The following is a 20568-nucleotide window of genomic DNA, read 5'->3' on the forward strand; positions in this document are numbered from 1 at the left end:
GGTTATTGCCGCACTTCAGGGGTGACTATCGTTGCGGAAAGGGACACCTCACCGTTTACCGTCTGCGCGAGCGGCCGGGCGGATCCGGCCGCCGGGCGGACGGAGTGCTGGCGATGAGCAGGATTGTGGTTTTCGGGGCCGGTGGGCGAGCCGGAGTGCGGGTGGTCGCGGAGGCGGCCGGGCGGGGGCACAGGGTGACGGCCGTAGTGCGGGATCCCGCGAAATATGCGGATCTGTCGGGCGATGGGGTGCAAGTGGTCGCCGGGGACGTCACCGACGCCGCGAGCGTGGCCGGGGCGGCGGCGGGGCACGACGTCGCGATGCAGGTGGCGGCCCGGCTGGACGTGTCGTCGGAGGAGTTCTACGCGGCGGCGGCCAGGGCGCTCGCCGACGGGCTCGGCCGGGCGGGGGTGTCGCGCCTCGTGGCGCTCGGGATCGGCAGCCTGCTGGAGGTCTCACCGGGTGTGCGGCTCATCGACACGCCCGGGTTCCCCGCCGACGCGCGGGCGTTCTCGCTGGGGCACGCGGTGGAGATGGAGGTGTTCGAGAAGTCGGCCCTCGACTGGGTGGTGCTCGCGCCGCCGCCCGTGTTCCTCGACGCCGAGGCGGCCAGGACCGGCCGGTACCGGATCGGCGGCAACCAGGTGCCCGGCGCCGCCGAGGGGGATCCGGCGTTCTCGTACGCGGATCTGGCGGTGGCGCTGGTGGACGAGGTCGAGAACGCCCGGCACCACCGGGTTCAGGTCGCGGTGTCGTACTGAGCTCTCAAGGGGTTCGTGGCGGATGGCATGCCGAACGCCCGGCCGGAATGGCCGGGCGTTCGGATGGTGCTAGTGACGGCGGCCGACGACCTTGACCCAGTCCGTCGCCTCCGAAGGAGCGAGCCACTTGGCGCCCTCGAAGACCGCGCGCCAGGTACCCGATGAACGGGCGGGGACCTTGGTGGCGAAGTAGCCCTTGCCACTGGTCCTGATCGTGTCGACGTACTCCCACTTGCCGCTGCCGTCAGGCTGGAAGAGGATCACGATCCGCTTCCAGCCGAGACGGTGCCAGCGCTCCTGGTTCTTGCAGTAGTCGGCGTGGTGCACGGAGACCAGGCCGCTGATGTAGTCCTCGTCGCACTGCACGGAGAGCTTGCCCTCGAGAGTGATGGGCTTGCCACGCCAGGCGGGCTCCGGGTTCGCGTCGAACTGCAGGCTCGTGTGGCCGCCCGCGACATCGGGATCCACGTCCGGGTCCGCGAACGCGGGCGAGGCGGCGGTAGCCACCATCGTGGCCCCCAAGGCAGCAGCCGCCAGGCCGGCGGCTAGACGTCGCATCTTCAAGATGGATTTCCTTCCCCGTTTTGAAACGCACCCCAAGACAGAGCACGTCAACGCCAATGACGCGTAAGGGTAAGGAAAAGTTGCGACAAAGTTGATCACAATTCCGCAACAGGGCGTTTCGGCCACGTCAGCCTATGATTTTGTTTTGTGACTTATTGAGTGATTTGTCGTGTTTTAGAGAAAACTGGTGCGTAGTGTCCCGTTCCGGGATAGCGGATGCGCCAGTAGCCTTCTGAGCGGTCCGGCACCTTGGCGATGAACGCGCCCGCCGCGTCCGTCATCGTCCTGCCCACCTCTTCCCACGTTCCGGTGGTGCCGGGGCGCCAGAGGATTTCGAGCGGCTGCTTGGCGAACGGGCCGTAGTCGGTCAGGCCGCGCGGGTCGATCCTGGCCAGCGAGCCGCGCACCCGTACACCGCCGGAGGCGCCCGCGGACTTCTCCGCTCGTACGGAGGAGAGTTTGGTGCCGCGCCTGAACTGGAACGACGCGTATTCCGTGACCGTCGTCCCGGACTCGCCCTTGGCCGTCGCGGTGATCGTCCAGGTGCCCGTCGGGTAGAAGCGGGTCAGCTTCTTGTCGGGGAGGAAGCGCCAGGTCTCCCAGCCGTCGGCCATGCGCGCCACCGGGCCCGGGACCAGACGCCACACGAGCCTCGGCGGGAGGATCGGCTGGACGACCGGGTGGGCTACTGGCTGCACGCCGGGCTGTACGGCGGGTTGCATGGCCGGGCTGCCGTCCTTCGGGCCCTCGACCGCACCGGCCGGGGCAGGTCCCGGGGCCGGCCTGGCGTCGGGCGCGGGGCCCGCACCCGGGGCCGGGCCCGCTCCTGTGCCTGTCGCCGGGCCCGCTCCCGCGCCTGTCGCCGGGCCCGCTCCTGTGCCCGGTGCCGCGGCGCCTGGCTGCTGCAGGCTCGGGCGCGCTCCCTGCTCTCCTGCGGCGGGCGCGGCGTTCGGTCCCGCCGCCGGTGCGGCGCCGGTGCCTGCGGCCGGCGCGGAGTTCGGACCGGCGGCGGGCTGGGAGTTCGGCTGCTGGGCGCCGCCCGCTACCGGGAGGCCGGCGGCGGGAGCCTGGGACGCCACCGCGCCAGGCGGCGGCTTCGCCACCGGCGGCGCGTTCACCACCGGGGGTTTGCCGACGGCCGGGGGCGCGTTCACGACCGGAGGCTTGCCTAGGACCGGGGGCGCGTTCACCACCGGAGGCTTGCCGACGACCGGGGGCCTGTCCACGGCCGGAGGCGCGTTGACGACCGGAGGCGCGTCCACCACCGGCGGTTTGGCGCTCAGTACGGGGCCGGGCGGCGCACCGGGCTCGACCTTGACGGTGACGCCGTTCTTGCCGAGCGCCCCCTTGGCGGTCACGTCGATCACCAGGCGGACGGAGTCGTTCGCCCCGACCACCGGCTCCGCTGGGCGGACGGTGATGGCGCGGATGGCGGGCTCGATCGCGGCGGAGGCCACGGGCACAGGCACCGAGAGCGACCCCGCCGCGAGCGAGACGAGAAGCAGACTTCTGGACATGATCGAGACGGTAGGAACCATCCGGTAATGACCAGGACCACAACACACGCCACGAATGGCAAAACCGGGCTCAGCCGGAGTAGAGCCCTTCGATGATGTCGGCGTACTTCGCGTGGATGATCCGCCGCTTCAGCTTGAGGCTCGGGGTGAGCTCCTCCGTCTCGGCCGTCCATTCGGCGCCGAGCAGGGCCCACCTCTTCACCTGCTGCACCCTGGCCAGCTTGGTGTTGGCCGCCTCGACCGCCGCCTCCACCTCCTTGAGCACGTCCGGGTGCTCGGCCAGCTCGGCGAGCGAGGCGTACGTGATGCCGCGCGCCTGCGCCCACCCCGGCGCGACCTCGGGGTCGAGCGTCAGCACGGCCACCGGGTGCGGCCGCCGATCGCCGTAGGCGAGGGCCTGGCCGATGAGGATGTGCTGTTTGAGGTGGTTCTCGATCTCGGCCGGGGAGATGTTCTCGCCGCCCGCGGTGATGATCAGCTCCTTCTTGCGGTCGACGACCCGGTAGAAGCCGTCCTCGTCGACGGAGCCGATGTCGCCGGTGTGCAGCCAGCCGTCGGCGTCGACGAGGTCGGCGGTGGCCTCGGGGCGGTTGAGGTAGCCGTGCGTGTTGAGCGGGCTGCGGGTGAGGAGCTCGCCGTCCTCGGCGATCCGGATCTCGACGCCGGGCTCGGCCCTGCCGACGGTGCCCAGGCGGTAGCAGGCGGGGCTGTTGCCGGTGAAGGCGCCGGTCGTCTCTGTCATCCCGTACACGTCGATGACCTTGAGCCCGAGGCCCGCGTAGAAGTGCTGGACCTCGTCGGGCAGCGGCGCGGCGCCGGTGGCGGTCCACTCGGCGCGATCGAAGCCGATCATGCCGCGGATGATGGACAGCAGGGCGGCGTCGGCCTTGTCGTAGGCCTCCTGGATCTCGGGGGTGATGGTGCCGCCGTACTGGCCCGCCTCGACGTACGCGGCGCCCGCCTGCATGGCCTGGCGTACGGCGTTCTGCTGCTCTTCTGGCTGACTGGCGAGCACGGCGAGCAGGCGGGCCATCATCTTCTCCCACACCCGCGGCACCCCGAAGAACATCATCGGCTTGACCTGCCCCAGCGTGGCTCCCAGGTAGGCCAGGTCGGTGCAGAAGTGGACGTGGGAGACCTTGACCAGCGGCAGGTAGAGGCTGAGGATCCGCTCGGCGATGTGCGCGTACGTGAGGTAGGAGATCTGCGTGCCACGGACCGGCAGGGACGTCAGGCGGTCGGTGGCGGCGACCTCGTAGAAGACGTTCGCGTGGGTGAGCGGGACGCCCTTGGGCATGCCGGTGGTGCCGGAGGTGTACAGGACGGTGACCACGTCGCCGGCCGTGACCGCGCGCCAGCGGGACTCCACCGGCCCCGGGTCCTCCGCCAGCCGGGCCCGGCCCAGCTCGAGGAAGTCCGCCCAGGACAGGAACCGCTCGCCGGCCGGCGCACCGTCCAGCATGATGATCTTGCGCAGGCCGTCCAGCCCGTCGAGCACCGGCTGCCAGCGGGCCAGCTCGGCGGGACCGCCGAGCACCGCGTACTTCGCGCCCACGTCGGCGGCCACGAAGGCGATCTGGTCGGCGGCGAACGTCGAGTAGACCGTGCACCCGACGCCGCCCGCGTGCACCGCGCCGAGGTCGGCGAGCACGTGCTCGCTCCTGTTGACCATCATGAGCGCCACGGAGTCGCCGGGTTCGAGCCCGATCGCGGCGAACGCGGCGGCGATCTCCAGGACCCGCCCGCGGGCCTGCGCGTAGGTGAGCGTGCTCCAGCCGTCGCCTTCCGGATCGGAGTAGGCGGGCGCGTCCGGGTGTTGCTCGGCGGCGAGTCTGAGCTGTTCGCAGACGGTACGGCCGGCGATCTGCTGCTCGATCTCGGCCCGGACTTCGAGGACTTCGGCCACGGCACCCGCCTCCAGTCAGTAATCACTTGCATGAGTGGCCTGCATCGCACCACACCCGCAGGGCAGCGGCAAGAGCTTGCGGAGAAAGATCCACGTCACTCACGTAGAGTTACTATCTAAGCGCTGAGAGTGTCATCGGAGGGCGGGCATGGCTGGCGGCGGCAGGACGTTCTTCGGGCACCCGTGGGGCCTGGCCACGCTGTTCTGCACCGAGATGTGGGAGCGGTTCAGCTGGTACGGCCTGCGCGCGATCCTCGCCACGTTCCTGGCCGCGTCGCCCGCGCACAAGGGCCTGGGCCTGCCCGACGAGACCGCGCAGGCGGTGGTCGGCGTCTACGGCGCGCTCATCTACCTGGTGGCGTTGCCGGGCGGGTGGATCGCGGACCGGATCCTGGGGGCGCGCAGGTCGGTGTTCTGGGGCGGGTTCGTCATCATGCTGGGGCACATCAGCATGGCCGTGCCGGTGTCGTCGTCGTTCTTCGTGTGGCTCGGGCTGCTGCTGATCATCGCCGGCACCGGCCTGCTCAAGCCGAACATCTCCGTCATGGTCGGCCGGCTCTACCCCGAGGGCGACGACGGGCGCAGGGACGCCGCGTTCTCGCTGTTCTACCTGGGCATCAACCTGGGCGCCTTCTTCGCGCCCATCGTGGTCGGCTCGCTGGCCTCCGGCGACCGCTGGCACCTGGGCTTCGGCGCGGCGGCGGTCGGCATGGCGCTCGGCCTCGTCCAGTACGTCCTGGGCGGCCGGCACCTCCAGGGCGTCGGCGAGCGTCCCGGCATGCGCCTGCCGCCCGCCGGACGCCGCCGGTTCCTGCGTCTTGCGGCCCTCGGCGTGGCCGTCTGCGTGCTCGCGCTGGCGGTGTGGGCGGCGACCGGCACGTTCACGATCGACCGGTTCACCGTGGTGATCACCGTGATCGTCCTCATCGTGCCCGTCGCCTACTTCTGCTACATCATGCTGGGCAGTCATGACCTGACCGCGGACGAGCGGATCCGGATGAAGGCGTACATCTGGCTGTTCGTGGCCGCGTCCGTCTTCTGGATGCTCTATGACCTGGCGCCGAGCAAGCTGCTGTTCTTCGCCCGCGACCACGTCGAGCCGTCGCTGCTCGGGATCCCGATCCAGCCGGCCACGACGCAGTCGTTCAACCCGCTGTTCATCATGATCTTCGTACCGGTGTTCGCGGCGTTGTGGGTGCGGCTGGGCACGCGGGTGAGCACGCCGCAGAAGTTCGGGTTCGCGCTGGTCATGGTGGGGCTGAGCTTCGTGGTCATGGCCATGGCCGCGTCACTGGCGGGGGCCGGCCGGGTGTCGGTGTGGTGGCTGGTGCTGGTCTACCTGATCCAGGTGTTCGGGGAGCTGTCGCTGAGCCCGGTCGGGCTGTCGGTGACGACGAAGCTGGCGCCGGAGGCGTTCAAGGGGCAGATGCTCGGCATCTGGTTCATCGCGGTCTCGGTGGGCGACGCGGTCGGCGGGCAGACGGGGCGGCTTGGCCGGGTGCTGCCTGATCCCGCGTACTACCTGGTGCTGGCCGCCATGGCGGTGGTGGCGGGGCTGGCGCTGTTCATGTTCACGCGGAAGCTGCGGGTGATGATGGCCGAGCACCATACGCCCGCGATGCGGTAAACCTTCCGAACGTGTCTGAACTTCTTGATCTGGTGGGCATCTTCGTCTTCGCACTGTCGGGGGCGCTCATGGGGGTGCGCAAACGGCTCGACGTGGTCGGGATGGGCGTGCTGGCCGAGATGACCGCCCTGGGCGGGGGCGTCGTGCGCGACCTGATCCTGAACGTGCGGCCCACCGCCTTCATCAGCCTCGGATACGTGCTGGTGCCGGTGGCGGCGACGGTGATCGTCTTCTTCTGGCATCCGCACGTGGCCAGGGTGATGCCGGCCATCCTCGTCCTGGACGCGGCCGGTCTCGGCCTGTTCTGCGCGGTCGGGACGGAGAAGGCCCTGGAGTACGGGCTCAATCCCCTGCACGCCGCGCTGCTGGGGGTCGTCACGGCGGTAGGCGGGGGGATGCTGCGTGACGTGCTGGCCGGGGAGATCCCGACGCTGCTGTACGACCGGCAGCTCTACGCCCTGCCCGCGCTGCTGGGGTCGGGGGTGATGGCGGCGCTGACCGTGTACGGGCTGCACGGATGGCCGGCGACGCTGGCGGCGGCGCTGCTGGCGTTCGGCTTCCGGCTGGCGGCCATGCGGCGCAACTGGCGGGCGCCGCTGGCCAGGGGGATCAGCGAGTGAGGGTGGTGAATCGGGGGGTCTCGGGACAACGGCCCGACCAACGACGACATCCTCGAGGCGATCCACGAGAGCCGCGGCGAATAGGAATGATCGTCGTTGACGCTTCGGCCTGCGTATCACGACGGATGCAAAACTACGCTCTGCTTGCGGCCATCGCGCCGAGGTCGAGGTGTTCGGGTTCAGACCATCGCGATGAGCGAGTCCGGGGGGCGGGAGGCGCCGGCGGGGCCGTGGTCGCGGGCCGCGCGGATGCGCTGGACGGCGTCGATCAGGACCTGGGGCGGCGCGGTGTAGGGCAGGCGGAGGTAGCCCTCCAGGGTGCCTTCGAGGCCGAACCAGGGGCCGGGCGCGAGGCGTACGCCGTGGTAGGCGGCTGCCTCGGCCAGCGGGGTCGAGCCGCCGCGGTCCAGGCGGACCCAGAGCGTGCCGCCCCCGCGCGGCACCGTGAACGTCCACTCCGGCAGGTGCTCGCGCAGCTCCGCCACGAGCGTGTCACGGGAGGCGCGCAGGGTGCGGCGGCGCTCGGCCCGCGTCTCCTCCAGCCGGTCGAACAGCCGCGCCACCACGAGCTGCTCCATCACCGGGCTGGCGATGTCCACGGACGAGCGGAACACGGCCAGGCGGCGGGCCAGCGCCGCCGTCGCGCGGACCCAGCCGATGCGCAGCCCGCCCCACCACAGCTTGGACGCCGAGCCGATGCTGATCACCCGGCTGTCGCTGTCGAACGCCGCCATCGCCGACGTCGCGGGCACCTCGTCCAGCGCCAGCTCCGACCAGGTCTCGTCCACCAGCAGCATCGTGTCCGTACGCCGGGCCGCCCCCACGATGGCGGCGCGGGTGGCGTCGTCCATGAGGGCGCCCGTCGGGTTCTGGAAGTCGGGCATGAGATAGGCCAGCCGGGCCCCCGACTGGCGCATGGCCCCGATGACGAGGTCGGTCTGCCAGCCCTCGTGCGAGATGCCGACGGGGACGATGCGGGCCCCGCGCAGCCGGGCCGCGTCGATGGCGTGCGGGTACGTCGGCGACTCCACCAGCACCGGGTCCCCCGGGCCGATGAGCAGGCCGGCGATGAGCTGGATGGCGTGCTGGGAGCCCGTGGTGACGACGATCTGCTCCGGCCTGGTGGCCAGCCCCCTGGCGGTGTAGCGGGCGGCGATGCGCTCCCTGAGCACCGGCAGGCCCATGGGGTCGTAGCCGTTGCCCATGCCGTATCGGGGCAGGTCGTCGATCGCCTCCATCATGGCCGCGCGCAGCTGCGTGGGCGCGGGCGGGGCGGCGCACTGGAGCTGGGTGAGGCCGTCGCCGTCGGTGCTGAGCCACGGGTTGTCCGCCGTCGTGGCCGGGTCGGGCAGGGCCGTCCAGCTGCCCGAGCCCTGCCGGCTCTCCAGGTAGCCGCGCTCCCGGAGGAGGTCGTAGGCCGAGGTCACGGTGGTGCGGCTGACCTTGAGGGTCTCGGCCAGGTGGCGCTCGGCGGGCATGCGGACGCGTACCGGGAGCTGGCCGTCCATGATCAGGGCGCGGACGGCGTCGGCGAGCGCGCGGTAGTACGGGCGCGCCGCCGGATCGATCGTGACGAGCCGCGCCACCTGACTTGCCGACATGTGCCTCATAAGGCCACTTTTCGTCATTGGCCCTGTTTTGGCAAGCCGGAAGCGTGCCACTCTTGGGCCATTATGAGCGAAGCGACTGTTTCCCGGCTCGGTAGCCTGCCCGCGCGGCTCGTCCGCCTCTACGGCGGTCTGGCCCTGTACGGGGCCGGCATCGGCCTCCAGGTGGAGTCCGGGCTGGGCAACGACCCCTGGGACGTGTTCCACCAGGGGCTGGGCATCAAGGCCGGCGTGTCCATCGGCACGGTCATCATCGTGGTCGGCGCCCTGGTGATGCTGCTGTGGATCCCCCTCAAGCAGAAGCCCGGGATCGGCACCATCAGCAATGTGGTGTTCCTGGGGCTGTTCGCCGACGCAGCGATCTTCCTGTTGCCGGCGCCCGGCCACCTGGCCTTCCAGAGCCTGTACCTCGTCCTGGGCGTCGTCTCGGTCGCGCTGGCCACCGTCCTGTACATCGGCGCCGGGCTCGGCCCCGGGCCGCGCGACGGCATCATGACCGGGCTCGTACGGCTCGGGCTGTCGGTACGGCTGGGCCGCTTCCTCATCGAGATCACGGTGCTCGTCGCCGGCTGGCTGCTCGGCGGCACCGTGGGCGTCGGAACGCTGGTGTTCGCGCTGGCCATCGGGCCGGTGACGCAGCTGTTCACCCGCTGGTTCCCGCTCGACTCCCGCTCTCACGAACCGAGCCCGTCGGGCTCCCGCTGATGTGATCCCCGCGGCCGGGCCGGACATGACGCGACATGATCGAACCCGGCCGCGGGATCACCCTCCTTCCGAGTAGCGTCTGTGGCATGCGGATCGAGGATTACGCCCTGATCGGAGACATGCAGTCGGCCGCGCTCGTCGCGAGGGACGGGTCGATCGACTGGCTGTGCCTGCCCCGGTTCGACTCGCCGGCCTGCTTCGCGGCGCTGCTGGGCAGCGATCGCAACGGGCACTGGTGGCTCGGGCCCACCGGGAGGAGGGCCGCGACCAGGCGGCGCTACCGTCCCGAGACGCTCATCCTGGAAAGCGAGTGGGACACTCCGACGGGCACCGTCCGTGTGATCGACTTCATGCCGCCGCGTGACAAGAACCCCGACGTCGTGCGCATCGTCGAGGGCGTCTCCGGCACCGTGGAGATGTCCACGCAGCTCAGGGTGCGCTTCGACTACGGGCGCATCGTGCCGTGGGTGCGGCGGACCAACGGGCACCTGCAGGCCATCGGCGGGCCCGACTCGGTGTGGCTGCACTCCCCCGTCCCGCTGACCGGCGGCGACTACGCGCACCGGGCCACGTTCACGGTCAAGGAGGGGGATCGGCTGCCGTTCGTGTTCACGTGGCATCCCTCGCACGAGCCGATGCCGACGCAGATCGAGTGCGAGGACCAGCTCGCCGAGACCGAGGCCATGTGGGCGGAGTGGGTCGGCCGATGCACGTACGAGGGCCCGTACCGCGAGGCCGTGGTCCGGTCGCTGATCACGCTGAAGGGCCTCACGTACGCCCCGACCGGCGGCATCGTGGCCGCCCCGACCACCTCGCTGCCCGAGGACCTGGGCGGGGTGCGCAACTGGGACTACCGGTTCTGCTGGCTGCGGGACGCGACGCTGACGCTGGACGCGCTGATCAACTCCGGCTACCTGGAGGAGGCGGCGGACTGGCGTTCGTGGCTGCTGCGGGCGATCGCCGGCCGGCCCCAGGACCTGCAGATCATGTACGGCGTCGCCGGCGAGCGGCGGCTGCCCGAGCTGCGCCTGGACTGGCTCGACGGCTACGAGGGCTCACGTCCCGTGCGCGTCGGCAACGAGGCGGTCAAGCAGCTCCAGCTCGACGTGTACGGCGAGGTGATGAACTGCCTCTACGTCTCCCGCACCCGCGGCCTGTCCGCCGACGACCGCGCGTGGGCCATCCAGCGGCAGCTCCTGGACTACGTGGAGGACCACTGGGACGAGCCGGACGAGGGGCTGTGGGAGGTGCGCGGGCCGCGGCGGCACTTCGTCCACTCCAAGGTGATGTGCTGGGCGGCCCTCGACCGGGCCGTCAAGTACGTCGAGCACTTCGGCCGCACCGGGCCCGTGGAGAAGTGGCGCACGCTGCGTGACATCATCCACGCCGAGATCTGCGACAAGGGCTACGACGGGCACAGGAACACCTTCACGCAGTCGTACGGGTCGTCGGAGCTGGACGCCGCCCTGCTGATGATCCCCATGGTGGGCTTCCTGCCCGCCGACGACCCCCGGGTGCTCGGGACCGTGGCGGCGATCGAGAAGGAGCTCATGGCCGACGGGTTCGTGCTGCGCTACCCGCTGGCCGAGGACAACGACGTGGACGGCCTGCCCGGCGGCGAGGGCGCGTTCCTGGCCTGCAGCTTCTGGCTGGTCGAGGTGATGGCCGTGCAGGGGCGGACCGAGGAGGCCAAGGACCTGTTCGAGCGGCTGCTGTCGCTGCGCAACGACGTGGGGCTGCTGGCCGAGGAGTACGACCCCCGGTACGGCCGCCTGGTGGGCAACTTCCCTCAGGCGTTCAGCCACGTGCCGCTCATCCACGCGGCCAGGGCGCTGTCGCAGAAGCCCGGCGATCGGGACGCCCCGATGACCTGACGCCGAGCCTGATGCGGGCATCCGGTATCAGACGGGGTCCCGGCGGCCTCAGGAGATGCGCACGGTACGGGAGGCTGGGATGCGAACCAGGTTATGGGTCGCCTGCGGGGTCGTGGCGACTCTGATGAGCGCCGCGGTCCTGCTGGTGCCCGGCGAGCTCGGCACCGATCCGCGGCCGGCCCTGGGCTGGGCCGGCGCGGCCGTCGGGCTTTTCGCGGTGGCGGTCACGTTCTACCAGTGGCGGGAGGCTCAGCGCGCCGTCCCGAGCTCCGACTACCTCGGCCTGGCGGAGCGGATGCTGGCCAGGTTCGTGACGGAGCAGTGGCGGTGGGAGGCGGCGAGCGTGGCGGGCGGCCATCTGCCGATCCGGTGGCGGAACGCCGGCGGCGGGACGGGGGACGACTTCGCCGCCCTGCTGCCGGGCTATCTCCCGTCGCAGCCGAGGCGGCTGCTGATCCTGGGCGAGCCGGGGTCGGGCAAGTCGACGCTCGCCCTGCTCATCCTGCTCCGCCTGCTGGAGGAGCGCACCGAGGACGACCCCGTCCCCGTGCTCTTCAGCATGTCGAGCTGGGATCCCGCGGCGCAGGCCTTCCACGACTGGCTGGCGGTCCGGCTGAGTGACAAGTATCCGCTGCCGGCGGCCGGGCTGTCCCGCACGGCCGTCGCCCGCACGCTGATCGCCCGGCGCCGGATCCTGCCGATCCTGGACGGGCTCGACGAGGTGCCCCCCGGTCAGCGCACGCTCATGCTCAGCGCGCTCGACGCCACGCTGAGCCCGGGTGAGCCCTTCGTCATCACCAGCAGGGCCGCGGAGTTCCGGGCGCTCGACGCCGAGCAGAGACTCCATCTGCGCCACAACGGGCTGGAGATCGAGCTGCTGCCCCTGTCCGCCGGCGACGTCGTCCACTGGTTCGCCGGCCACCTGCGGGGGTCGCCGGGCGCCGGGTGGGCCGCGCTGCTGGCCGCGTTGCGCGCTGAGCCGGCCGGGCCTGTCGCGCTGGCGCTGAGCCGGCCGTGGGTGGTCTCCCTGCTGCACAGGACGTACTCCGGCGCCCAGGACGATCCCGCCGAGCTCCTGGACGTCACGCGTTTCCCCGGCGCGGACGCCGTCGAGGAGCATCTGCTCGACCGTCTCATGTCCAGGTCGGCACAGGCGGGGGGCGCCGATCCGCGCTACGGCCCGGACGACACCCGGCGCTGGCTGTCGTTCCTCGCCGACCACATGCCCGGCGATCTGGCGTGGTGGCAGCTCCCCCGGGCCGTTCCGCCCGTCGTCCACCACGGCCTCGGCGCCCTGCTCTGCGCCGGATTCGCGTTGATCCCCGCGATCCCCCTGTCCGAAGGGTTCACCAGCGTCGTCCCGTTCCTGGTCTTCGCCGGGCTGGCGGGGGTCACGGGCCCGTTGTACACGCTCATCGGCCGTCAGCGCATCTCCCGGCTGCGGCCTGGTTCCGGCGGCAGTTTCGCGTCGAGCCCTCGTGCGACGCGGCGCGCCGCCCTGGCCGCGGCCCTGGCCCAGGCGACGGCGGCCGGCACCGTGGTCGGCCTCGGCTTCATGATCGTCCAGGGCCTGCTGCGGGACGAGGGTGTGAACCCGCTGCAGGTCGTCGCGGCCGGCTCGGTGGCCTGGCTCATCGGCGGAATGACCACGCCCGGTTTCACCTATGTGCTGGCCGCCTCCGTGCTGGTGGCCAGCGGCCGGCTGCCGTTGCGGCTGATGTCGTTCCTGGAGCATGCCGCGGCGATCGGCCTGCTCCAGCAGGTCGGTCCCGTCTACCGGTTCCGTTATCTGCACTTGCAGAGCCTGCTGACCGGCCTTCGCCCGGCGGAGCCGGGAAATGAGCGCTATCCGGCGGAGCCGGGAGATGAGCTCCATCCGGCGGAGCCGGGAAATGAGCTCAATCCGGCCGAGGAGTACCGCGGCGACGAGGATCCGTTCGAGTCCTCACCCCAGCTCGCGCCGCCCGTCGCGGTGCCGCAGCCTCCGGTGGTGGCCATGCCGCCGGCCGGCAAGATCGACGAGGTGGCTCAGGGGAAGATCTACGAGGAGACCCTCGTCCTGGCCGAGGTGCTGCTGAAGATCGACGAGTCCCGCCACGACCGGTCGCGGGAGGCCGTGAAGCGCCTGATCCAGCGGCTGCTGGCGGCCAACGCCGATGCGGTCGAGCGGGCGGCCGCGGCCCCGTACGAGCGCTACGTCAAGGCCCGCGAGCGGCTGGTGGACGCGGCGCGGCTGTCGTTCTGGAGCCGTCTCGCGCCGCAGTACCGGCTGGCGGCCTGGCTGGCGGGCGGCGTGGCGGTCTGGACGGCGGGCATGTGGGCGCTGCCGGTGGAGACGTTCCGGCTGATGCTGGAGGTCACGCTGGCCGCGTGCGCGGTCGTGCCGGTGGTCCTGGTGCTGGTGACCCGGATGGCGGTGGCGCGGGTGCCGATCACCCGGACGCCGATGGTCAGGGCACCGGCGGCGCGCGGGGGGCACAGCCGGCGGACGTACGCCAAGGCTCTGGCCGGCGCGCTGACCAGCCCGCTTCCGCCGCTGCTGGCCGGCGGGCTGGCGGCCACGTTCTTCCTGCGGCCGGCGGGAGCGGGTGCGGGGGCGGAGCCGCCCGCGCTGCTGTGGGTGTCCTGCGCGGTCTGGCTCGTGGCCATGCTGTTGTGGCTGTCCAGCGCGCCCGCCTTCCAGGTCCGTACGATCCTGGCCGCCCGCGACCCGGCCGAGTGGCTGCAGCTGCCCGCGGGCCTGGCCGGCTATCGGGTGGCGGCCGAGCAGGCGCACCGCGACTGGATCGGCGCCATGGTCAGGGAGGGCGTGCTGCCCCTGCTGCGCGCCGAGCTGAGCGACGAGCACGACGCCATGACCACGGTCCTGCCCGCGGTCGATCCCGGCAGGCTCGGCGGGCTGAGCAGGATCGAGGAGTTCGTCGCCACCGAGGAGAGCGCCTATCTGAAGCACCTGATCGCCAAGCTCGGCAACGCGAGCATCGGGCTGAGCGGCTCCAGGGGCGCGGGCAAGAGCACGGTGCTGCGGCAGCTGTGCGCCCGTGACGGCGACAGATCGACGGCGCATCTGTGCCTGCTGGTCCACGCGCCCACCGCGTACAACGCCAAGGATTTCATCACCCACCTGTTCCTGAAGGTGTGCGAGGAGGTCACCGGGGACACCGGCCAGCAGACCCCCGCGCTCCGGCGCAGACGCCGGCTCATCCGCATGCTGCCCACGGCCACGGCACTCTCCGGCACCGTGCTCATGGTCGGGGCGCTGCAGTGGGAGCGGCTCAGGCCGATGATGACCGGCGTGACCGAGCGGCCGGCCGTGCTCGTCGCCGCGCTCGGGGCGGTGCTGGTCGTCGCGGGCCTGGTGGCGGCATGGCTGGCGAGCCGGCGCAGGCCGCAGGTCATGGGGTCGAGCGCCTCGGAGGTCGCCGCCCGCGAGCACCTGCGCTCGCTGCGCTACCTCCAGGCGGAGACGCAGACGCGCACCGGCGAGGTGTCGCTGCCCGGAGGGGCCAGGCTGGCCAGGCAGGCGGCGGTGCAGCGCACCGAGCAGGCGCGCAGCCATCCGCATCTGGTCGCGGACCTCCAGGACCTCCTCGGCAAGATCGCCCTGGACCGGCAGGGGCTGCAGGGCAAGGTCATCATCGGCATCGACGAGCTGGACAAGATCGGGACCGCCGAGGAGGCCGAGCGGTTCCTGAACGACCTGAAGGTGATCTTCGGGGTGCACGGCTGCTTCTTCCTGGTGGCGCTGTCGGAGGACGCGCTCACCGGGTTCGAGCGCCGCAGTCTCGCCATCAGGAACACCTTCGACAGCGCCTTCGACCGGATCATCCGCGTCCCTCCCCTGCGCAGCGCCGAGTCGCGGACCCTGCTGACGCGTCGTGGGGTGCCGCTGCCGATCCCGTACGTCTGGCTGTGTCACGCGCTCACCGGCGGCCTGCCCCGCGACCTGCTGCGTACCGCGCTGGACCTGACCACGATGGCGGCGCGGCACGACGAGCACGAGCTGGCGCCGCTGGCGGCCCGGATGATCCGGCAGGACCTCGGCACGGTGATCGGCGCCCAGCTCCGTGCGGCGGCGCAGCTGCCCGGCGACCGCGCCCCTGCCGTCACCGAATGGCTGGCCAAGTGCGGCGCGGCCGCCCCGCTCACCGTCGCGGCGCTCGACGGCCTCGCCGACGCCGCGCCCGCCGAGGCGGCCGGCGAGCCCGTGGTCGTGCAGGCGCGGGCCCACCTGTTCATCCTCGCGGCGCTGACCAGGATCTTCATCGAGAGCCCGCGAACCTCCTTGGCGGCGCTGCACGCGGAGCCCGGCCCCATCGACGGCATCGCCGAGACGCGGCTGCTGCTGGCCACGGATCCGCACCTGGCCTGGCACACGATCCGCCGGATTCGCGCGGAGTCCGCTTTCCTGTCGCCCGTCGAGTAGCCGGCTCGCCGGGAAGGGTGTCCTGCTGGGCATCCGCTGATCGTCCGGCGTTAACGTGCGCTTCATCCCGTTCCGTCACGCTCCCGCCGTAGCCGGAGCACGAGCGCCCGGCACGGACGGAGTGAGCGACATGGGCCACGGGCATCACCACGATCATGAGCAGCACGGGCACGTGCAGCACGGGCACGACCAGCACGGTCATCAGCACGACACGCCCGGCGAGGGCGACCTGTCGATCCCCGACGGGGAGCTGTCGCCCGAGCAGCTCTCGCGGCGGCGCATGTTCCGGCGCGCGGGGCTGCTGGGGGCCGGGCTCACGGCCACCGGCGTGCTCGGCGCGCCGGGCGCGGCTGCCGCCGCCGCTCAGACCCCCGAGCTCACCGGGCGCGGGTGGGAGCCGAAGGACGGCTACCAGTGGCTGGCCGGCGACCACCACATCCACACCCAGTACAGCTCCGACGCCGTCTACCGGGTCATCGACCACGTACGGCACGGCAACGCCTACGGCCTGGGCTGGATGGTCATCACCGACCACGGCGGCGCCACGCACGCCAAGATCGGCGTGGACAAGGTCAACCCGGACATCGTCGCGGCCCGCGCAGCCGTCAAGGACACGCTGGTCTTCCAGGGCCTGGAGTGGAACATCCCGGCCGCCGAGCACGGCACCGTGTTCGTCGCGCCGGGGCGGGGCGAGGTGGAGACGCTCAAGGAGTTCGAGAACGCCTTCGACGGCTCGGTGAAGGGCGCGGGCGCCAACACGCCGCAGAACGAGGCTCTGGCCATCGCCGGCCTGAACTTCCTGGCCGACGCGGTGCGCAAGCGGCGTGTGCCGGACGCGCTGTTCCTGGCCAACCACCCTTCCAGGAAGGGGATCGACTCGCCGCACGAGATCCGCGGGTGGCGCGACGCCCAGCCGTCCATCGCGGTCGGCATGGAGGGCGCCCCCGGCCACCAGGCCGCCGGGATGCCGAAGCCGAACGGCCCTGGCGGCGGCCGTGGCTACTACGACGGCAGCCCGGGGGCCGACTCGTTCGCCGGTTACCCGGCCGAGAGCTACAAGACGTTCGGCGGGTTCGACTGGATGACCGCCACCGTGGGCGGCCTGTGGGACAGCCTGCTGGCCGAGGGCAAGCCGTGGTGGATCACCGCCAACTCCGACTCCCACTGGGTGCACGGCGACACCAGCGACCGCGGCCCCGGCAGCGACTTCAACGCCAACGGCCGCTACGAGGACCCGATCTACAAGGGCGTCACGAACCTCACGTCCGGTGACTTCTGGCCCGGGTACTACAGCCGGACCCACGTCGGCGCCCAGGACTTCTCCTACCGGGCGGTCATGGACGGGCTGCGCGCGGGCCGGGTCTGGGTGGACCACGGCGGGCTGATCAGCGCGCTGGTGGTGCGGGCGCGGGCGGCCGGCACCGGGCAGCGCGGGGTGACGCTCGGCGACACCCTCCAGGTACGCCAGGGCGCCCGGGTCGAGCTGACCATCGAGATCACCCTGGCCGGGCGGCCTAACTGGGCGCAGTTCGTGCCGGCGCTGTCCCGGGTGGACGTCATCCAGGGCGACGTCACCGGCGCGGCCTCCGACAAGGACGTGTTCACGACGCCGAACACCAAGGTCGTGCAGTCGTACGAGGTGGGCCGCGGCAGCGGCACGGTCACCTTCACCTACCAGCTCGGCGCGGTGGACCGGCCGGTGTACGTACGGCTGCGCGGCACCGACGGCAAGCGCTCCGCCCCCGGGCTGCTGGGCGCGGCCGTGGACCCGCACGGCCCGCAGATCGACGTCTACGGCGACGCCGACCCGTGGAACGACCTGTGGTTCTACAGCAACCCCATCTGGGTGCTGCCGCGCCGATGATCCTCGGATTCGACACGGGCACGCGTATCGTCGCCGAGGCCGAGCACCTGCTCCACACCGTGGCGCGGGCGCTCGGCCTGCCCGGCGACGCCGTGGGCTGCACGCACCTGATCCCCGGCGGCCACGGCGTGGACGAGCCGCACGTCGCCTGCTCGCTGGCCGTGCCGGGACCGGCCGGGGTGTCGGACGGGGTGTCGGCGGGGATGTCGGCGGGGATGTCGTGGGCGCTCGGTGCGAGCCGTACCGGGCCGCTGGCCGCCGGGGCGGCGCTGGCGGCGGCCGCGCACGACGGCCGGCGCGACGGGCGCGTCGTCACCTACCCCGGCCGCGACCTGCTCACCGGCGTCGTCAGCGTGGCCGAGCTGCTCGCCGGGTCCGCGATCGACCGCGTGCTGCTGCTCGCCTCCCCCGGTCCGCCGGCCGGCGACACGCTCGTCCTGACGAACGACCACGTCAGGCCCGTCTGGCGGGACGGGCTGATGACACTGCTCACCATGCCGGCCGCGGGCGGTCGCATCGCACCGGCCGAGGTGCCGAACCCGACCCCCTGCTGCGCCGACCACTCCTGATCCGCTTCATGGCCGCGAACGGGCACGGTGTCCGAAGCCGGGGCCGTACGGCGGACCTGCCCAGGGATTATGCTGACGTTGACGTCAACGTCACGTTCACGGGAGGCTGAAGGATGCGCACGATGCGAATCGGGGAGCTGGCCCGCAAGGCGAAGGTGAGCACGCGCGCGCTCCGCTACTACGAGGAGCAGGGCATCCTCAGCCCCGAGCGCACGCCGAGCGGCCAGCGGCTCTTCGCGGACTCGGCGGTCGACAGGGTGCGGCTCATCCAGCAGTTCTACGCCGCAGGGCTGGCCAGCCGCACGATCGCGACCATCCTGCCCTGCGTCGACACCGGGCACGCCGCACCCGGGCTGATCGACAGCCTGCGCGCCGAGCGTGCTCGCATCACCGCGAGCATCGCCGAGCTCGAAGAGGCGGGGCGGAACCTGGATCGGGTGATCGACCTCGCCGAGCACCCGGATCCTGAGCACTGCCCGGCGTTGCGCGAGCAGCCGCAGGCCGGGGCTGCTTAGGCCTTGGGGCCGGTGCTCTGGCCTTGGGGCCGGTGCTCAGGCCTTGGGGCCGGTCAGGCGGCGTTCGCCGGCCGTGGTGAGGACGAACACCTGCCAGTTGTAGTACGCGTAGTAGTTCCTGGTGTCGCGTTTGATCTGGCGGGCGTGCAGGAGGATGGCGTCCACGTACGCCTGGGACGGGTTGTAGGCGTGCAGGGCCCGCTGATAGTCGCGCGGCGCGCCGCTGGCCCGCAGGTAGTTGGCCGCCGCCATGACGGCGTCGCGCGGGTCCTGGATGTCGCCGCCGAGGCCGTAGGCCTTCCAGGTCGCGGGCATGAACTGCATGGGCCCCTGGGCGCCGGCATGGCTGTCCGACCGCACCCGGCCGAACTTGGTCTCCGCGAACATCACCGCCGCCAGCACCTCCCACTCCACCCCGAACTTGCGCTCGGCCCGCTTGAAGTGGCCGAGCAGCTCGGCGGCGGGGCGGGGCTGCTGGACCTTGAAGACGGCGGACGGCTTGATGGGGCGGGCCAGGGCGAGCAGCTCGCGGATGGCGGCCACGTTGTCCTTGGCCTGGGCGGCGAGCGCGGACGGCAGGCGGGCGAAGGCCTGTGCGGCCACCTTGGGGTGGCGGGCGGCGTAGCGGTAGATGCGCTGGTGGTGCAGGGCGAGCAGCTCCAGGTCGGCCGGCGGGCGGCCCTTCTTGGACCAGCCGTCGATGGCGTCGTTCAGCGCGGCGGTGGTCTGGCGCAGCGCCGTCGCCAGGCCCTTGGCGTCAGCGGGGATCTTCTTGTCGGGGGCCGGGATCGCGGTCCGGGCGCCGGCGGACGCCTGGGGGGTCGCCGGGGTCTGCTCCGTTCCCGAGGAGGTGGCCAGGCCGGTGCGGGCGTCCGCGGACGGCGCCGGGGCCCCGCAGGCCGTCCCGCCGGCGAGAACCGCGACCATCGCGACCGCCGCCAAGACCCCGCGCGCGCCGAACGGCTGCGGCTGCGGCTGCGGCTGCGGCTGCGGCTGCGGCTGCGGCTGCGGGGATGATCGGGGCTGGGAACGAGCTCGGAGCCCGGGCCAGGGCCGGAGCGGCAGGAGCCCGCGCCGGGTTCGGGGGCGGAGTCGCGGACGGCGTCGGGGGTTCTGCTGGCGTTCCTCCATGGAGGGCAAACCTACCCGGAACGACCACCCGCCCGCCCCGACGCCATGCCGGGGCCGTGCGACCCGCATGAAGCGCGGGCAAGCCGAGGCGGACCGTCAGGCGTGCGCCCGGCACCGGCGGAGCAGGTCGTTCGGAGGTCAGACCTGGACCGCACGCAGGCGGGCCGAGGCGTCGCCGGTGACGGGGTCGCCGTGGCCGACGCAGACCAGCGACAGGTCGAGCTCCGACAGGCGGCGGAACGAGTCGGCCGCGCCCTGCCTGTCGAGGTTGAAGACGCCGAGCATCGTGTGGCCGCCCACGTTGGCGATCGTGTCGCCGGCGAACAGCAGGCGGTGGGCCGGGACGTGGACGGCGATGCTGCCGGGCGTGTGACCGGGGATGCCGATCACGTGCGCGCCGCCGCCGAAGTCGAGCACGTCGCCGTCCGCCAGCTCGCGGTCCACCCGGACGGGGGACGGCGCGGGCATCGGCGGCAGGCCGAGGAACAGGTCGCGCTCCCAGCCGGGCAGGTCGGCGGGGTCGGGAACCCGCTGCCGGTAGTCGCCGCGCAGGACCGGGGCGTCGGCGGCGTGCACCAGGAACGGCGCGTCGTCGCCGAGCTCGGACAGCGAACCCCAGTGGTCGTCATGGCCGTGGGTGACGACGACGGCCCGCAGCTGACCGAGCGTGAAGCCGAGCCCTTCGACGGCCGCCTTGATCTCCGCCCCCGAGCCCGGCACGCCGGTGTCGATCAGCGTCAGGGCGTCGCCCTCGTGCCAGAGGTAGACGTTGCCGACGTCGAAGCGCAGCAGATGCAACGTGGGCAGCAACTCGATGAGCTCCATGTCCGGAAACCTACGTCTCCGGCCGGGTGCCGGACGCCGCGTTCGCCACGGGCAGAT

15 protein-coding genes are annotated in these 20568 nt (G+C 72.0%); 9 read left to right on the forward strand and 6 right to left on the reverse strand.

The features are described from left to right. Window positions 1-113: 113 nt before the first annotated feature. The gene (locus ABEA43_RS21730) at window positions 114-761 is read left to right on the forward strand and encodes an NAD(P)-dependent oxidoreductase (protein WP_345564300.1); all 648 of its coding nucleotides are present in this window, start codon (window positions 114-116) and stop codon (window positions 759-761) included. Window positions 762-830: 69 nt separating this feature from the next. Here the strand turns inward: ABEA43_RS21730 and ABEA43_RS21735 are convergent, their stop codons facing one another. From ABEA43_RS21735 to ABEA43_RS21745, 3 genes are all read right to left on the reverse strand, one after another. Beyond that, window positions 831-1319, reverse strand: coding sequence for a hypothetical protein (locus ABEA43_RS21735; RefSeq protein WP_345564302.1), 489 nt, complete (start codon window positions 1317-1319; stop codon window positions 831-833). Between the two features lie 158 nt (window positions 1320-1477). Then, the gene (locus ABEA43_RS21740; RefSeq protein ID WP_345564304.1) at window positions 1478-2842 is read right to left on the reverse strand and encodes a hypothetical protein; all 1365 of its coding nucleotides are present in this window, start codon (window positions 2840-2842) and stop codon (window positions 1478-1480) included. A gap of 70 nt (window positions 2843-2912) precedes the next feature. Continuing rightward, a complete protein-coding gene (locus ABEA43_RS21745; protein WP_345564306.1) occupies window positions 2913-4748 on the reverse strand; it encodes an AMP-dependent synthetase/ligase in 1836 nt (611 codons plus the stop codon). A gap of 148 nt (window positions 4749-4896) precedes the next feature. Here ABEA43_RS21745 and ABEA43_RS21750 point away from each other — a divergent pair, with 148 nt between their 5' ends. Together ABEA43_RS21750 and ABEA43_RS21755 are read left to right on the forward strand one after the other, a co-directional pair. Continuing rightward, on the forward strand, window positions 4897-6375 hold the full coding sequence (locus ABEA43_RS21750) for a peptide MFS transporter (protein WP_345564308.1): 1479 nt from the start codon (window positions 4897-4899) through the stop codon (window positions 6373-6375). 11 nt (window positions 6376-6386) lie between these two features. Beyond that, on the forward strand, window positions 6387-6995 hold the full coding sequence (locus tag ABEA43_RS21755) for a trimeric intracellular cation channel family protein (RefSeq protein WP_345564310.1): 609 nt from the start codon (window positions 6387-6389) through the stop codon (window positions 6993-6995). A 179-nt stretch (window positions 6996-7174) separates the two neighbouring features. Here the strand turns inward: ABEA43_RS21755 and yczR are convergent, their stop codons facing one another. Then, window positions 7175-8596: a MocR-like transcription factor YczR gene (gene yczR / locus ABEA43_RS21760; RefSeq protein WP_345564312.1), complete on the reverse strand. Its 1422-nt coding sequence runs from the start codon at window positions 8594-8596 to the stop codon at window positions 7175-7177. A 72-nt stretch (window positions 8597-8668) separates the two neighbouring features. Between yczR and yczE the strand changes: the two genes are divergently transcribed. The 6 genes from yczE (at window position 8669) to ABEA43_RS21790 (ending at window position 18555) form a co-directional block, all read left to right on the forward strand. After that, window positions 8669-9307 (forward strand): membrane protein YczE, encoded by a 639-nt coding sequence (yczE, locus tag ABEA43_RS21765; RefSeq protein ID WP_345564314.1) that lies wholly within the window; start codon window positions 8669-8671, stop codon window positions 9305-9307. Window positions 9308-9393: 86 nt separating this feature from the next. Further along, window positions 9394-11181, forward strand: a complete 1788-nt coding sequence (locus tag ABEA43_RS21770) for a glycoside hydrolase family 15 protein (RefSeq protein ID WP_345564316.1) — start codon at window positions 9394-9396, stop codon at window positions 11179-11181. A gap of 79 nt (window positions 11182-11260) precedes the next feature. Beyond that, entirely contained in the window at window positions 11261-15607 is a 4347-nt protein-coding gene (locus ABEA43_RS21775; RefSeq protein WP_345564318.1) for an NACHT domain-containing protein, read from the forward strand. A 130-nt stretch (window positions 15608-15737) separates the two neighbouring features. Continuing rightward, window positions 15738-17471 (forward strand): histidinol-phosphatase, encoded by a 1734-nt coding sequence (locus ABEA43_RS21780; protein WP_345564319.1) that lies wholly within the window; start codon window positions 15738-15740, stop codon window positions 17469-17471. Beyond that, the gene (locus ABEA43_RS21785) at window positions 17468-18040 is read left to right on the forward strand and encodes a hypothetical protein (protein ID WP_345564320.1); all 573 of its coding nucleotides are present in this window, start codon (window positions 17468-17470) and stop codon (window positions 18038-18040) included. Before ABEA43_RS21780 ends, ABEA43_RS21785 begins: the two co-directional genes overlap by 4 nt. Before the next feature lie 122 nt (window positions 18041-18162). Beyond that, window positions 18163-18555, forward strand: coding sequence for a MerR family transcriptional regulator (locus ABEA43_RS21790; RefSeq protein WP_345564321.1), 393 nt, complete (start codon window positions 18163-18165; stop codon window positions 18553-18555). Window positions 18556-18591: 36 nt separating this feature from the next. Here the strand turns inward: ABEA43_RS21790 and ABEA43_RS21795 are convergent, their stop codons facing one another. Together ABEA43_RS21795 and ABEA43_RS21800 are read right to left on the reverse strand one after the other, a co-directional pair. Beyond that, window positions 18592-19482 (reverse strand): lytic murein transglycosylase, encoded by an 891-nt coding sequence (locus ABEA43_RS21795; RefSeq protein ID WP_345564322.1) that lies wholly within the window; start codon window positions 19480-19482, stop codon window positions 18592-18594. A gap of 342 nt (window positions 19483-19824) precedes the next feature. After that, window positions 19825-20511 carry an MBL fold metallo-hydrolase gene (locus ABEA43_RS21800; RefSeq protein WP_345564324.1) on the reverse strand — a complete coding sequence of 229 codons (687 nt, stop codon included), beginning with the start codon at window positions 20509-20511 and terminating at the stop codon, window positions 19825-19827. Window positions 20512-20568: the final 57 nt, after the last annotated feature.

It is taken from the genome of Nonomuraea rosea (assembly GCF_039539705.1).
Taxonomy (GTDB): Bacteria; Actinomycetota; Actinomycetes; order Streptosporangiales; family Streptosporangiaceae; genus Nonomuraea; species Nonomuraea rosea.